Source organism: Pseudomonas sp. ZY71 (genome assembly GCF_036542145.1).
Classification (GTDB): Bacteria; Pseudomonadota; Gammaproteobacteria; order Pseudomonadales; family Pseudomonadaceae; genus Aquipseudomonas; species Aquipseudomonas koreensis_A.
Genome location: NZ_CP144274.1, coordinates 6,081,411 through 6,096,883, shown reverse-complemented (window position 1 = coordinate 6,096,883; position 15,473 = coordinate 6,081,411). Strand labels below are relative to the sequence as shown.

13 protein-coding genes are annotated in these 15,473 nt (G+C 60.1%); 4 read left to right on the top strand and 9 right to left on the bottom strand.

The window, feature by feature from the left end; genetic code table 11:
* Positions 1-68: 68 nt before the first annotated feature.
* Positions 69-1,865, top strand: a complete 1,797-nt coding sequence (locus tag VY732_RS27125; protein ID WP_137217372.1) for an acyl-CoA dehydrogenase C-terminal domain-containing protein — start codon at positions 69-71, stop codon at positions 1,863-1,865.
* Positions 1,866-2,062: 197 nt separating this feature from the next.
* A complete protein-coding gene (locus VY732_RS27120; RefSeq protein WP_127930015.1) occupies positions 2,063-3,841 on the top strand; it encodes an acyl-CoA dehydrogenase C-terminal domain-containing protein in 1,779 nt (592 codons plus the stop codon).
* Positions 3,842-4,068: 227 nt separating this feature from the next.
* Here VY732_RS27120 and VY732_RS27115 read toward each other — a convergent pair whose 3' ends face one another.
* Positions 4,069-4,983: a LysR family transcriptional regulator gene (locus tag VY732_RS27115; protein ID WP_077574788.1), complete on the bottom strand. Its 915-nt coding sequence runs from the start codon at positions 4,981-4,983 to the stop codon at positions 4,069-4,071.
* A gap of 169 nt (positions 4,984-5,152) precedes the next feature.
* Here VY732_RS27115 and VY732_RS27110 point away from each other — a divergent pair, with 169 nt between their 5' ends.
* Entirely contained in the window at positions 5,153-6,436 is a 1,284-nt protein-coding gene (locus tag VY732_RS27110) for an aspartate aminotransferase family protein (RefSeq protein ID WP_331692726.1), read from the top strand.
* Between the two features lie 193 nt (positions 6,437-6,629).
* Positions 6,630-6,788 (top strand): YqaE/Pmp3 family membrane protein, encoded by a 159-nt coding sequence (locus tag VY732_RS27105; RefSeq protein WP_003228885.1) that lies wholly within the window; start codon positions 6,630-6,632, stop codon positions 6,786-6,788.
* A 133-nt stretch (positions 6,789-6,921) separates the two neighbouring features.
* On the opposite strand, the gene VY732_RS27100 is transcribed toward VY732_RS27105, so the two are convergent.
* From VY732_RS27100 to VY732_RS27065, 8 genes are all read right to left on the bottom strand, one after another.
* Positions 6,922-8,733 (bottom strand): S9 family peptidase, encoded by a 1,812-nt coding sequence (locus VY732_RS27100; protein WP_331692715.1) that lies wholly within the window; start codon positions 8,731-8,733, stop codon positions 6,922-6,924.
* Positions 8,699-9,838 carry a pyrroloquinoline quinone biosynthesis protein PqqE gene (gene pqqE / locus VY732_RS27095; RefSeq protein ID WP_442968580.1) on the bottom strand — a complete coding sequence of 380 codons (1,140 nt, stop codon included), beginning with the start codon at positions 9,836-9,838 and terminating at the stop codon, positions 8,699-8,701. Before pqqE ends, VY732_RS27100 begins: the two co-directional genes overlap by 35 nt.
* Entirely contained in the window at positions 9,831-10,106 is a 276-nt protein-coding gene (gene pqqD, locus VY732_RS27090) for a pyrroloquinoline quinone biosynthesis peptide chaperone PqqD (RefSeq protein WP_007910068.1), read from the bottom strand. The genes pqqE and pqqD overlap by 8 nt, the downstream gene beginning before the upstream one ends.
* Positions 10,103-10,855, bottom strand: a complete 753-nt coding sequence (pqqC, locus tag VY732_RS27085) for a pyrroloquinoline-quinone synthase PqqC (RefSeq protein ID WP_077574782.1) — start codon at positions 10,853-10,855, stop codon at positions 10,103-10,105. The genes pqqD and pqqC overlap by 4 nt, the downstream gene beginning before the upstream one ends.
* Positions 10,856-10,995: 140 nt before the next feature.
* Positions 10,996-11,907, bottom strand: a complete 912-nt coding sequence (gene pqqB / locus VY732_RS27080; RefSeq protein WP_077574781.1) for a pyrroloquinoline quinone biosynthesis protein PqqB — start codon at positions 11,905-11,907, stop codon at positions 10,996-10,998.
* An 81-nt stretch (positions 11,908-11,988) separates the two neighbouring features.
* Entirely contained in the window at positions 11,989-12,063 is a 75-nt protein-coding gene (gene pqqA / locus VY732_RS27075) for a pyrroloquinoline quinone precursor peptide PqqA (protein ID WP_003422658.1), read from the bottom strand.
* Positions 12,064-12,219: 156 nt separating this feature from the next.
* A complete protein-coding gene (gene pqqF / locus VY732_RS27070) occupies positions 12,220-14,634 on the bottom strand; it encodes a pyrroloquinoline quinone biosynthesis protein PqqF (protein ID WP_331692711.1) in 2,415 nt (804 codons plus the stop codon).
* 38 nt (positions 14,635-14,672) lie between these two features.
* Positions 14,673-15,467 (bottom strand): carbon-nitrogen hydrolase family protein, encoded by a 795-nt coding sequence (locus VY732_RS27065; protein ID WP_331692709.1) that lies wholly within the window; start codon positions 15,465-15,467, stop codon positions 14,673-14,675.
* Positions 15,468-15,473: the final 6 nt, after the last annotated feature.

Here is a 15,473-nt window from a genome sequence, read left to right as displayed (position 1 = left end):
CTGCACAATGATTGTCGGGCGTGGTGGCCAGCAGTAGGTTGGAGCAATCTGCTGACGGAGAAGCCACCATGCCTGAGTACAAAGCTCCCCTGCGCGACATGCGCTTTCTGATCGATCACGTCTTCGACTTCCACGCCAATTACGCCGCCCTCGGCGCCCACGACGCCAGCCCCGACATGATCAGCGCGATCCTCGAAGAGGGCGCGAAGTTCTGCGAGAACGTTCTGGCGCCGCTCAATCGTAGCGGTGACGAAGAGGGCTGCCATTTCGACAACGGCGTGGTGACAACGCCCACAGGCTTCAAGCAGGCCTTCGCACAATACGTCGAGGGCGGCTGGCACGGTCTGGCCGCAGACCCGACCTACGGCGGCCAAGGCCTGCCGAGTTCGCTTGGGCTGGTAATCAGCGAGATGGTCGGCTCCAGCAACACGTCCTGGGGCATGTACCCAGGGCTGACCCACGGCGCGATGTCGGCGATCCACGCCCACGGCAGCGCCGAGCAGAAAGAGACTTACCTGAGCAAACTCACCGCCGGGCAATGGACCGGCACCATGTGCCTGACCGAAGCCCATTGCGGCACCGACCTGGGCATCATCAAGACCCGCGCCGTGCCTCAGGCTGACGGCAGTTATGCGGTCACCGGCAGCAAGATTTTCATCTCTGCCGGCGAGCACGACATGAGCGACAACATCATCCATCTGGTGTTGGCCAAACTGCCGGACGCGCCGGCCGGGACCAAAGGCATTTCGCTGTTTATCGTGCCGAAGTTCTTGCCAGATACGGCGGGCGAAGCGGGCGAGCGCAACGGCGTGTCCTGCGGTTCGATCGAGCACAAGATGGGCATCAAGGCTTCGGCCACTTGCGTGCTCAACTTCGATGGCGCCAAGGGCTATCTGATCGGCGAGCCGAACAAGGGCCTCAACTGCATGTTCACCATGATGAACCATGCCCGCCTCGGTACCGGCATGCAGGGTTTGTGTCTGGGCGAAGCGAGTTTTCAGGGCGCGATCAAATACGCCAACGACCGCTTGCAGATGCGTTCGCTGACCGGTGCCAAAGCCCCGGACAAAGCGGCGGATCCGATCATCGTCCATCCGGATGTGCGGCGCATGTTGCTGACCATGAAAGCCTTCAACGAAGGCAACCGCGCGCTGACTTACTTCACTGCACAATTGCTCGATACCGCGCATCTGAGCAGCGATGCCGACGCGCGTCAGGAGTCCGAAGATCTGTTGGCCTTCCTCACGCCGATCTGCAAGGCGTTCATGACCGACACCGGGCTGGAAGTGACTAACCATGGCATGCAGGTGTTTGGCGGCCACGGCTTCATTCGTGAATGGGGCATGGAGCAACTGGTGCGCGACTGTCGGATCGCGCCGATCTACGAAGGTACCAACGGCATTCAGGCGCTGGATCTGCTGGGTCGCAAGGTGCTGGGCAGTCAGGGCAAGTTGCTGCGCGGGTTTACCAAAATCGTCCATAAGTTCTGCGCGGCCAACACTGAGCATCCACAACTGGGCAGTTTTGTTGCGCAGCTCAATGAGCTGAACCAGCAGTGGGGCGACCTGACCATGAAGGTCGGCATGGCGGCGATGAAGAACCCGGATGAAGTGGGCGCGGCGTCGGTGGATTATCTGATGTACAGCGGTTACATCATCCTCGGCTATCTGTGGTTGCGTATGGCATTGGTGGCGCAGGCGCAACTGGAGGCGGGCGAGGGTGAGGCGGATTACCTGCGCGGGAAGTTGGCGACGTGCGAGTTTTACTTCAAGCGTTTGTTGCCGCGTACGGCAGCGCATCGGATGGCGATCGAGGCGGGGAGTGATTGTTTGATGAAGTTGCCTGCTGAACTGTTTGCGCTTTAAGGAAGATCAAAAGATCGCAGCCTTCGGCAGCTCCTGCAGGGAATCTGGGGTTGGAGGGGCTGCGATTTTTGTGGTGACTAAAAATAACAAAACAGTCACCGGTTGACCCTATGTGTCGCAAAAGTTGTTGAGGTACACTCCGGCTCAACGAAAACACCCTTCCACGAATTACCTGTTTAGATCTTGCGAGGTTTGCCATGGCTGACTACAAAGCGCCGCTGCGCGATATGCGCTTCGTCCTCAATGAAGTGTTCGAGGTCGCCAAACTCTGGGCCGAACTGCCAGCGCTCGCTGAGACCGTCGACGCCGAAACCGTTGAAGCCATTCTCGAAGAGGCCGGCAAGGTCACCAGCAAAAGCATCGCGCCACTGAGCCGCGCCGCTGACGAAGAAGGTTGCCATTGGGCCGACGGTGCCGTCACCACACCGGCAGGTTTCCCACAGGCTTATCAGACTTATGCCGAAGGCGGCTGGGTTGGCGTCGGTGGCGATCCGCAATACGGCGGCATGGGCATGCCCAAAGCCGTATCGGCGCAGGTTGAAGAAATGGTCAACTCCGCCAGCCTGTCCTTCGGTCTGTACCCGATGCTGACCGCCGGCGCCTGCCTGTCGATCAACGCCCACGCCAGCGAAGAGCTGAAAGCAGCCTACCTGCCGAACATGTACGCCGGCGTCTGGGCCGGTTCGATGTGCCTGACCGAGCCGCACGCTGGCACCGACCTGGGGATTATTCGCACCAAGGCCGAGCCTCAGGCCGACGGTTCCTACAAGGTCAGCGGCACCAAGATCTTCATCACCGGTGGCGAACACGACCTCACCGAAAACATCATTCACCTGGTGCTGGCCAAGCTGCCGGACGCCCCGGCCGGTCCTAAGGGCATTTCGCTGTTCCTCGTGCCGAAGTTCATGGTCAATGCCGACGGCAGCCTGGGCGCGCGCAACCCGGCGAACTGCGGTTCGATCGAACACAAAATGGGTATCCAGGCCTCCGCGACCTGCGTGATGAACTTCGACGAAGCCGTGGGTTATCTGGTCGGCGAGCCGAACAAAGGCCTCGCCGCGATGTTCACCATGATGAACTACGAACGTCTGGGCGTCGGCATCCAGGGCCTGGCCACCGGCGAGCGCTCTTACCAGAACGCCGTTGAATATGCGCGTGACCGTCTGCAAAGCCGTTCGCCAACCGGTGCGCAGAACAAAGACAAAGTCGCAGACCCGATCATCGTCCACCCGGACGTGCGGCGCATGCTGCTGACCATGAAAGCCTCGAACGAAGGTGGACGCGCGTTCTCCACTTACGTGGCAATGCAACTCGACACCGCCAAGTTCAGCGAAGACGCCACCACCCGCAAGCGTGCGGAAGATCTGGTCGCGTTGCTGACGCCAGTGGCCAAGGCATTCCTCACCGATCTGGGTCTGGAAACCACCGTGCACGGCCAGCAGATTTTCGGCGGCCACGGCTACATCCGCGAGTGGGGCCAGGAGCAACTGGTGCGTGACGTGCGCATTACCCAGATCTACGAAGGCACCAACGGTATTCAGGCACTGGACCTGGTCGGGCGCAAGATCGTCGGCAGCGGCGGCGCGTTCTACAAACTGTTCGCCGACGAGATCCGCCACTTCACCGCTACCGCGAGCGCCGATCTGGGCGAATTCACCAAGCCGCTGAACGATGCCGTCGGCACCCTCGACGAGCTGACCTCATGGTTGCTGGACCGGGCGAAAACCAACCCGAACGAAATCGGCGCGGCTTCGGTCGAATATCTGCAAGCGTTTGGATACGTTTCCTACGCCTACATGTGGGCATTGATGGCCAAAGCCTCACTGGGCAAAGAAGCGCAGGACGATTTCTATGCCAGCAAGCTTGGCACTGCGCGCTTCTATTTCGCCCGTTTGCTGCCGCGCATTCACTCGTTGAGCGCGTCGGTGAAGGCCGGTAGCGAGTCGCTGTTCCTGCTGGATGCGGCGCAATTCTGATGCGATAACGTCATGTAAGCATTTGCTTACATGACGTGCTGCTGTTCTCCCATAGGCGTAGATTGGATCCACGGCTAATCTACATTTCATGGACGTCGCGCAGGAAGCGCAAAGCAACAACACGGACACGTAGGATTCTGCCAGGGTGGCGGAGTGAAATGGATGTCAGGGAAACAGTCTGCAAAGCCCCGCTTCGGCGGGGTTTTCTTTTGCCTGCAGAAAAGTAGTCAGGCCAACGGATCCAGCGCCGGTTTCACTTCGCGCTCCATCACTTCTTCCAGCAACGTCTGCAAAAGCGCCAAAGGCGCCTGCTGGCGCTGCACATCGCGACAGACCAAGCCCACTTTCAGCGGCACCCGCGGTTCACTCAGCGGTTTCCACAACAGATCCTGATCGTCGTACTCCTTTTGCGAGCGCCCCGGCAGAACCGTCGCCAGTTTGGTGTGCGGCAGGCTGTCGAGAATCCCCACCATATTGTTCAACTCGGCTTGCACCTGCGGGCGTCGTCCGAGGGCGGTCAGTTGCGCCTGCCAGATTTGGCGGATCTGAAACTCTTCACCCAGCAGCAACATGGGCAGTTCGGCGGCCTGGCGCATCGAGACTTTCTTGAATTCGCGCAATGGGTGGTCCGCCGGGATCACTAGCGTCAGTTCATCTTCGTAGAGCATTACGCCGTGCAGGCCCGGTTGGCGTGGCGGCAGATAACTGATGCCAATATCCAACGAGCCGTTGAGCAGTCGTCGCTCGATCTCAAGTCCGGTCAATTCATAAATCTGCACCACCAGATGCGGCTGCGCCTTGCGCACCCGCTCAAGCATTTGTGGCACCAGACTGGTGTGCACCGTTTGCAGCACGCCGATCGCCAGCGTGCGCAAGGCCTGTCCTTTGAAATTCCCCAACGCCTCGCGCGCCCGTTGCAAACCATCGAGCAGCGGCAGGGCATGGTTGTACAAAGTGTGAGCGGCGAGGGTCGGCAGCAGCCGTTTGCTGCTGCGTTCGAACAGAGTGACGTCGAGGTTCTGTTCGAGCTGGCGGATCTGCTGTGACAGTGCCGGTTGCGAGATCGACAGGCGTTCCGCCGCCCGCCCGACATGGCCCTCTTCGTAGACCGCGACGAAATAACGCAGTTGTTTGAAATCCATAAGTAATGCTTATCGAAAATGCTGGTAAATCGAAATGGCCCACAGGCCTCAGTGAGCCTAGTCTAACCGCATTCACAAGGCTTACAGGGCCAGAAAGCGCGATGAATAGCGTTCGCTTCGACAGTGTTTGCATAGGCAGTTCAAAACACCTGAAACGAGGTGTTTTTCAATGAATCTGTTCAGTTTGCGGCGTCAGACGCCGAGTCTTGATGACCTCGCCTTCGAGGCCAATCCCGCAGAAAGCAGCGAAAATCTTAGCGTTGAAAGGCTGATGCCCAGCATCGAACGACCGCAGCAGGTGTTCGTCCGGGGGCAGGGATCGTGGTTGTGGGACAGTAACGACCGCGCGTACCTCGATTTCTCCCAAGCCGGTGGCGCCAACAGCCTTGGCCACAGCCCTTCGGCATTGGTCAAAGCCATCAGCAGTCAGGCGCAGGCGCTGATCAATCCCGGTTTCAACCTGCACAATCGCGGCATGCTCAGCCTCGCCGAGCGCCTCTGCGCCGCAACTTCCAGCGATCAGGCCTACCTGCTCAACAGCGGCAGCGAAGCCTGTGAAGCGGCGATCAAACTCGCGCGCAAATGGGGCCAACTGCATCGCGGCGGCGCCTCGCGGATTATCGTTGCGAAGCAGGGTTGTCATGGTCGCAGCCTGGCGACGATTTCCGCCTCCGACAGCTGCAACCTGCACAACCGGTTTGCGCCGTTGCTGCCGGGTTTCGATCCGGTGCCGTTTAACGATTTGTCGGCCCTGCACGCGGCGGTCGACGCGCAAACTGTAGCGATCATGTTGGAGCCGATCCAGAGCGACGCCGGCGTTGTGCCGGCGACCGAGCATTACCTCAAAGGTGTCGAACGACTGTGCCGCGAATTGGGCATTCTGCTGATTCTCGACGAAGTACAGACCGGCATCGGTCGCTGCGGCACCTTGCTCGCCGAACAATCCTACGGCGTGCGCGCCGATATCGTTGTGCTCGGCAAAGGGCTTGGCGGCGGTGTGCCGTTGGCGGTGCTGCTGGCGCGGGGCAAGGCCTGCTGTTTCGAGGCCGGCGAGCTCGGCGGTACGCATCACGGCAATGCATTGATGACGGCGGCCGGTCTGGTGGTGCTCGACAGTGTGTACGACTGCAGCTTCCTGCAGCAGATCAACGACAACGGCCAGCATTTGCGCGAAGGCCTGGCCCGATTGGCACACCGCTACGACCACGGCGAACTGCGCGGCCAGGGTCTGTTCTACGGACTGACCCTGTCAGACGATTCCGCAGAGGCCGTGGTCCACGCCGCCCTGCATGAAGGCTTGCTGCTCAATGCCCCGCAAGCCAACTGCCTGCGCTTCACCCCGGCACTCACGGTCAGCAAAGCCAACATCGACGAAATGCTCCTGCGCCTGGGCCGCGCCTTTTCGCGAGTGCGCACAGCACAACTGCAATGCCGCAAAGGGATTGCCGTCTGAGCTGAAGTTTCCTACCCGATTTCCAGAACCGTCTCGCGGTATAACGCACGCCCCACGCCTGATTCTTTTGGCGTGGGGCGTTTTTTTTGAGGTGATGGCGATCAAATGGCCGTTGCACTGAACCCTGACGAGCGGCGCAGGTCGATTAGCTTGTATGGCTCAAGTGAGCCAACCCCCATACAGGAGCTGCCCCATGGATTTCATTCGCATCATCATCGCTATTCTGTTGCCACCACTGGGCGTGTTTCTGCAGGTCGGGTTTGGCGGGGCGTTCTGGTTGAACATTCTGCTGACGTTGTGCGGGTATATTCCGGGGATCGTGCATGCGGTGTATATCATCGCCAAGCGCTGAGTTCTGCGGCGCCAAGTCGATAGCTTTCGCGAGCAGGCTCGCTCCCACAGGGGATTTGTGAACGACACAGATCCAATGGGGTAGCGAGCCTGCTCGCTAATGCGGCAACTCGGTTTTGAACGGGGCGCGGTGATCAGTCCGCCAACCCCATCACCCGCCGATAGAACTTCCACTCCTGCTCCAGTGCATGCGCCTGATTGGCCGCGCGGCGGAAGCCATGGCGTTCGTCGGGGTAGTAATGCGCTTCGACCGCGATGCCGTTCTGCTCCAGCGCCGTGACCATGTCGCGGGTCTGTTGCGGGACAACCACGGCGTCTAGTTCTCCCTGAAAGAAGATTACCGGCACCCGGATGTTGCCCGCGTGCAGCAACGGCGTGCGTGCGGCGTAGCGTTCGGCGTCTTGCTCGGGATCACCGATCAGCCAGTCCAGATAATCACCCTCAAATTTGTGCGTTGCCCGAGCTAGCGCGACCGGGTCGCTAACGCCGTACAAACTCGCTCCGGCGCGGAAAACCTGTTTGAACGCCAGCGCACATAATGTGGTGTAGCCGCCTGCGCTGCCGCCACGAATGAATGCGCGTTCACCGTCGATCAAACCCTGCTCGGCAAGATAGTTCACCACCGCACAAGCATCCTCGACATCCACTTCACCCCAGCTCAGATGCAAGGCCTGTCGATATTCGCGGCCATAACCGCTGCTGCCGCGATAGTTGAGATCGGCGACGGCGAAACCGCGTTGCGTCCAGTACTGAATGCGCGGATCAAGCATCGGGTAGCAGGCCGACGTCGGGCCTCCATGGATGAACACCACCAACGGTGGTTTCGTCTCGCCGCTCATGGCGGGATAGAAGAACCCGTGAGCTTGGCCCGAACCACTCGGGTAACGCAGGGTTTGAGGACGGCTGATGCGTTCAGCGGGCAGGGGAGCAACACCACCGGCCAGCACGTTCACTTCACGCGTGGTTCGATCAATGGCGATGACCGCCGAAGGGCTGATCGGCGAGGCGGCAATGCAGTAGATAAATTGCGCATCCAAAGCCAAATGCCGGAAGCGGCTGTATTCGCCAGTGAAATCGTCATCGCCAAGCGTCAGACGCCCGAAACCACCTTCGCTCCAACTGGCTAAAACCGAATTTTCAACAGGCAACCAAGTGCAGCCGCCCAGTTGCCACGGTGCTGGCGCGTGATCGGCTTGCGCAGCAGGTAATGGCTCCAAACCGTCGGAAGTCTCAGCCCACGGCTGCCAGAATCCACCACGATCGGTCAGGCAATAAAGGCGATTTTCGGCATCGAATCGCGGTTGTTGAATGGATTCTTCAAACTCGGCGCCAGCCACGCATTGCGGCGAACCAAATGCACCGTCAGTCGAACGCTCAGCCACCATCAACCGGGTCGACGTCCACGGCTGATGCGGCCGGCTCCACTCGATCCAGGCCAAACGCTTGCCATCCGGGCTGAGTGTTGGCGCAGCATAAAAATCCGCGCCCTCAGCCAGCACATGTCGACGGCCATCAGCCAGATCAATCGCCACCAGCCGATGCTGATCCTGCTGTTCTTCAACCGCCAGCACTTGGCCGAAAGCAAAATGCACATCGCCATAACGGCACTCGCCCGAGGTCAATGCTTCCGGCTCGCCGCCGAGCTTCTGGCGGTACAACTGCTGATCCGCCTCAGCGACGAAAACCACCCCATCCGGCGTCAGACAAAACGCGCCACCGCCATATTCGTACACCCGACTGCGCACACTGAAGCCATCCGGCGTCAGACATTTCGCCACGCCATCGCGCCAATGCCAGATCCGGCAGGCGGCATCTTCGGGGCGATATTCATTCCAGAACAGCCCATTGGCGCCGAGCTGCAACTCGGCGAAGTCCATACCGGCAGCGACGGCTTGCGAAGCGCTGAAAGGCTCAGCCCTTGGCGATGAGGCGTGAGTTTCGTTCATTGCGGAAGGCCAGTTGTTCGATGGTTTGAGTGGCGGTCTCGGCTTCTTCGCGGGCCTTGAGGATCACGCCGTGATGTTCGGACTTGCTGCATACCGGATCGGCATTGCTCGCATCACCGGTGAGCATGAACGCCTGGCAGCGGCAGCCGCCGAAGTCTTTTTCTTTCTCGTCGCAAGAGCGGCACGGCTCGGGCATCCAGTCGTAACCGCGAAAACGGTTGAAGCCGAACGAGTCGTACCAGATGTGCTGCATGCTGTGATCGCGCACATTGGGAAATTGCACCGGCATCTGCCGGGCGCCATGGCAGGGCAGGGCGGTGCCGTCCGGGGTGACCGTCAGAAAGATGCTGCCCCAGCCGTTCATGCAGGCTTTCGGGCGTTCTTCGTAGTAATCCGGGGTGACGAAAATCAGCTTGCATGGATGCCCTTCGGCTTCCAGTTTTGCGCGGTATTCGTTGGTGATGCGTTCGGCACGCACCAGTTGCTCTTTGGTCGGTAACAGGCCGACACGATTGAGCTGCGCCCATCCGTAGAACTGGCAGGTGGCGAGCTCGACGAAGTCGGCTTCCAGCGCGATGCACAGCTCGATGATGCGGTCGATCTTGTCGATGTTGTGCCGATGGGTGACGAAGTTCAGCACCATCGGATAGCCATGGGCCTTCACCGCGCGGGCCATCTCCAGCTTCTGCGCGAAAGCTTTTTTCGAGCCGGCGAGCAGGTTGTTCACTTGCTCGTCGCTGGCCTGGAAACTGATCTGGATGTGATCGAGGCCGGCCTTTTTGAAGTCGCTGATTTTCTGCTCGGTCAGACCGATGCCGGAGGTGATCAGGTTGGTGTAGAAACCCAATTGCCGCGCTTCATGAATCAGCTCGGCGAGATCCTGACGCACCAGCGGCTCGCCGCCGGAAAAGCCCAGTTGCGCTGCGCCCATCTCCCGCGCTTCGCCGAACACCTTGATCCACTGCTCGGTGCTCAGCTCTTTGCCCTGCTCGGCGAAATCCAGTGGATTGGAGCAGTACGGGCATTGCAGCGGGCAGCGGTAGGTCAGCTCGGCGAGCAGCCACAGCGGCAGGCCGATTTCAGGCTTGGCCGGCAGATCAGGCAAGTTCGATCCAGTGCTGCGCACGGGCAACCTCCATGAATTGCTCGATGTCGTCACCGAGCTCGGGCACGCCGGGGAACTGCTCATCGAGTTTGGCAATAATCGCCGCAACGTCGCGCTCACCGTCGATCAAACCACCGATCAATGCGGCGCTGTCGTTGAGCTTGATCATGCCTTCCGGGTAAAGCAGCACATGGCCTTTTTGCGCCGGTTCGTACTGGAAGCGGTAGCCGGGACGCCAGGTCGGGACTTTGCTGCGGTCGAAACTCATAAGGTGATTCCTTTATGCCAGACCCGTTGTTCGGTGACGCTGTGGTACGGCGGGCGGTTCAGTTCGTAGGCCATGCTCATGGCATCGAGCATGCTCCAAAGAATGTCCAGTTTGAACTGGAGAATTTCCAGCATGCGCTCCTGGCCTTCGCGCGTCTTGTAGTGCTCCAGCGTGATCGCCAGACCGTGCTCGACATCACGCCGTGCCTGACCGAGGCGGGTGCGGAAGTATTCGTAACCGGCCGGGTCGATCCACGGGTAATGCTGCGGCCAACTGTCGAGGCGCGATTGGTGGATCTGCGGCGCGAACAGTTCGGTCAACGAGCTGCTGGCGGCTTCCTGCCAGCTGGCGCGACGGGCGAAGTTGACGTAGGCGTCGACGGCGAAACGCACGCCGGGCAGCACCAGTTCCTGGGAGCGCAGTTGATCCGGGTCGAGACCGACCGCTTGCCCGAGACGCAGCCAGGCTTCGATCCCGCCGTCTTCACCGGGGGCGCCGTCGTGGTCGAGCAGGCGCTGGATCCACTCGCGACGGATTTCCCGATCCGGGCAATTGGCGAGGATCGCCGCGTCTTTCAGGGGGATGTTCACCTGATAGTAGAAGCGGTTGGCGACCCAGCCCTGAATCTGCTCGCGAGTGGCGCGGCCTTGGTACATCGCCACGTGATACGGGTGGTGGATGTGGTAGAAGGCGCCTTTGGCGCGCAGGGCCGCTTCGAATTCGGTGGGGGACAGCGGGGTGTCGGTCATTGCGGTTCTCCGGGGAACAACCCTAGAAATAGCTGGTGTCTGTGCCGGCCTTATCGCGAGCAGGCTCACTCCTACAGGTGATCGCATTCCAATGTAGGAGTGAGCCTGCTCGCGATAGACCGCGCAGCGGTCTCAAATGCTTACAACACAATACTCATGCCGTCATACGCTACTTCAACATCCCGCCGCGCCAACTCGGCACGCTCCGGCGAATCTTCGTCGAGAATCGGGTTGGTGTTGTTGATGTGGATAAGCACTTTGCGCTGCTCAGGCAACTGCTCCAGCACTTCGAGCATGCCGCCAGGCCCGTTCTGTGCCAGATGGCCCATCTCGCGACCGGTGCGAGTGCCAACGCCACGGCGCTGCATCTCATCGTCATCCCACATCGTGCCGTCGACCAACAGGCAATCGCTGCCCGCCATGATCTCCAGCAACGGCGCATCGACCTTGCCCAGCCCCGGCGCGTAGAACAGCTTGCCGCCGGTGTTCAGGTCTTCAACGATCAAGCCGATGTTGTCGCCCGGGTGCGGATCAAAGCGATGCGGCGAGTACGGCGGCGCGGCGCTGCGCAATGGCAGGGGGGTGAAACGCAGGTTCGGGCACGCGGCCACGGTGAAGCTCTGGTCGAGTTCGATGCGATTCCAGTCCAGCCCGCCGTTCCAGTGGGTGAGCATCTTGAACAGCGGAAAACCGGTGCTGAGGTCTTCGTGAACCATGTCCGTGCACCAGACCTGATGCGGGCAGCCTTCGCGCAGGCTGAGCAGACCGGTGGTGTGGTCGATCTGGCTGTCCATCAGGATGATCGCGCTGATGCCGGTGTCACGCAGAGCGCGGCCCGGTTGCATCGGGGCGAAGCTTTGCAGCTGCGCGCGGATGTCCGGCGAGGCGTTGCACAACACCCAGTTCACGCCGTCATCGGAAATCGCGATGGACGATTGGGTGCGGGCCTTGGCATTCAGGCTGCCGTCGCGAAAGCCTGCGCAGTTGACGCAGTTGCAGTTCCACTGCGGAAAACCGCCGCCAGCGGCCGAACCCAGAATCTGGACGAACATGAACACTCCATCATTTCAACGCGGAAAATAAAACGCCCCGGCGAGCCGAGGCGTTGCACTGCAATTCTACGTAAGCAGAACTCAGCGGCTGGCGAAGTACATAGTGACTTCGAAGCCGATACGCAGGTCGGTGTAAGCCGGTTTTGTCCAGGACATGGTGTGTCTCCTCAGGGTGGGTGGGATAGCGCTGTCCATAGTTATAGTCCACGGCAGCGCAGAGATGTTCCAAATAGTTAGGCTGCTATGTTACTCAAAATTTCCAGACAAATGCCCGTGAATCTTTGAGAAAGCTCCTTGCAGCCTCGGTAATGATCAATTTGTCGCTCGCCATGGGGTTGCGGGCGCTTGATCGCTGGCGAGGCAGAGCCAGCCGCCTTCTGCATTGATCAAGCGTTGAGCCGCCGCGAGCAATGTCTGGCGATCCAGCTGGCCGATGGCGACCGTCAATTGCGCGAGATAATCCGACGAGTGGCCCGCGAGCCTGGCCTGCCAGAGCAGTTCGGCGGCGTCTTTGCTGGACAGATTGGCGTCGTCGAATTGATCGGCGAGGCTCTTGCGCTGCTGGTCAAAACTCGCCTCATCCAATTGTTCGATTCGCATTGGAAGGCTTTCGAGGAATTGCTGAATATGGCCAAGCACTTCCACTGGTGCACTGCTCGGGGATTGCACGCCGAACAGCATTGCCGCTTGCCCGTGAATTTGGCGCAGTGTGCTGAACACCGCGTAGCCCAATTGCAACTCGACGCGCAGGCGCTGATAGAAAGGCGTTTGGCACAACTGCGCCAACAGTCGCCATGCGGCTTCGTCGGTGATGTCGCGGCTGGGGGGCAGGCAGCACAGCAACAAGGCGTGTTCGCTGGAGGCGGTATCGATATGTCGCCAGAGCTTTTGCGCGGGAATCGTCGTCGGCGCTGGCAACTGATTGTCAGGGATCCCGGGAATACGGCTCAAGGCCAGGCCCATGGCGGATTGCGTTTGTTGGTTGAGGCCCAGAGCAAGGCCGTCCCAGCGCGAAGTTGTCCACAGGTGTTTGGCGTCGTCGCCGGTTTCGGCTGATTGCAGAACATGTTCCGGCAGCGCTTTAAGCAGCTGGCGGATGGCGATCAGTGGCGTTTCCAGCTCGCTGCGCGGCGAATCAGGGTCAACTTGCGTCAGACATTTCAGCGCGTGCTCGAGGACGCTGGGCATCGGCTCTTGCAGACCGGTGAGCTTCAGCAGCCATTGATTGCCAGTGGCGCTAAAAGACAAATCGACCCCGGCTTCGCGCGCGTCCTGCTGAGTTTGCCGAAGACTGCGCTGCAACCTTGAGAGCAGATCAGCACTGGCGGCAGCCTCTACTTGCCAGCGCAGATAGATCGCACCTTCATCGCCAGAGTCTGGCAGCGCCTGGCTGAATTGCATCGGTGAACGCTCACGACGACCGCGTGAGCGATCCTGAGCGAACGTGCGCAGCCCCCGGTGGGCGCTGGTCTGGCCGCGAATCAGCCCGGCATTGGCCAGAGGTTCGCTGGCGCGCAGGAATGGGTTGGCGGCAGGCAGGTGCCAGTGAGCACTGAAGTTATCCACAGTGCCGATTTTGCCGAGGATGTGAACAAGGGCCTTAACGCCTGCCTCGGACAGGCCATTTTCCAACTGTTCACTGTCGAGTCGCGCCAACTGCAGCGCGCCGCTGACTTGCTGCTGGCGCTGAAGCATAACTGCGTATTCTTTGCGCAGTGGCGCCCAATCTTGTTGAGCAAAGAAACTCAGCCAATCCAGCACCTGCGCGCCAATGGCGTTTAACGATTCGGGAGCTGCGATGAACTCCAGATGCAGCAACGCTTGGCTGTCAAAGTGATAGACCGGCGCAGCTTTTAAACCATCAGCCAGATTCTGCTGCTGCAAATGCGCCAGTAACCCGCCTGGTTCGGCGCTGTTCATCCAATGGCAAAGAAACGCCAAAGCCTCGACAGAAGACTCAGGCAAGGCATCGAACGCAAACATCAGGTTGCCGCGCTGTTTGCCGACCTGTTGATAACTTTTCACCGCCAGCGGCAGGGGCATGACCTGCGCAACTTTATCCCCAACCGGCAACATAGACGCGAAATGCTCAGCCAGCGCTTTTAGTTCTTCAAGACTTTGCGGCCCCGCCAGACTCAAGGTCATTTGCCCGGTCTGATAAAACTGTTGGTGGAAATCGTTCAACCCCTGCTGAAACGCCGGATCCTCCACTCTGAGACTGTCCCGATTCCCCGCGTGAAACCCGCGCAACGGATGCTCTGCCGGTAAACCTTCATACAACGCAAACTGCTGCTGAGCCGCAGGATCCTGCGACCAAGCGATAAATTCCGCCTGCAACACTTCGCGTTCACGCAGCTGATCGTCCGGATTCATACACGGCTTGGCGAGCATGTCTGACAAGCGCTCCAGCCCAGCGCTGAACGCTTGTGTCGGCAACTCAAAGAAAAAATCAGTGGTGCGTTCGCGGGTGCTGGCATTCACCTGGCCACCGTGACCTTGCACGTAAGCCATCAGCCCTTCGTCCGCCGGAAAACGCTCGGTGCCGAGAAACAGCAAATGTTCCAGAAAATGCGCCAGCCCCGGCCACGCCAGCGGCACGTCATGGCTACCGGCGGCCACGCGCAAAGCAGCCGCGCAGCGCTTCAGGTCAGGCACATGACGCAGGGTCACGCGCAAGCCATTGGCCAGGGTTTCAGAGTGGGGGCGGGGGTGAGTCGGCGCAGGCATGGGCACTTCCAGAACAGTGAAGTGCCAATGCTAGCGGATTAGCGCTTGTTCAGCGCGCCGTAAAGCTCCGGGCGGCGGTCGCTGAGGTAGCGATTGGCGGCGCGCGAATCGATCATTAGCTGCCGATCCAGTTCTCCGATGATCAATGCTTCGTCGAGTCCGGCCTGAGCGATGCGGCTGCCATCCGGTGCGGCGAGGCTGCTTTGCCCGCAGTAGTGGATCTCGCCTTCGCTGCCGCAGTAGTTGGCGTAGGCCACATAGCACTGGTTTTCGAAGGCGCGCGAACGCACGGTGACATCGGCGACGAAATCGAACGGAATCATGTTCGCCGTCGGCACCAGAATCAGCTCGGCGCCGGCGAGTGCCAGACGGCGGGTGTTTTCCGGAAACTCGAGGTCGTAGCAGATCAGGAAGCCGAGTTTCCAGCCGTTGAGGTCGACGATGGGGAAATCATCATCGCCCGGGCTGAACATCGACCGGTCAAGATCACCAAACAGATGCGTCTTGCGGTAATTGCACAGGCGCTCACCGTTTGAATCAATCAACTGCACGGCGTTGTAAATCTGCCCGTCGGCGGTGCGCTCCGGATAACCGTAAGCAATCGCCAGACCCGCAGCCTTGGCGATCCGACCGATCTGTTGCGCCCATTCACCGTTGTAGACCTCGGCCAAGGTGCTGACCGCTTCAGCGCCGATGTTGTAGCCAGTCATGAACATCTCCGGCAGCACCAGCAGGTCAGCGCCCTTGGCCTCCATCGCCAGTTGATGCAGGCGTTGCAGGTTGGCGGCGGGGGCCAGGGGCAGCGGTGGACATTGGTAAAGGGCTACACGCATCAGGGA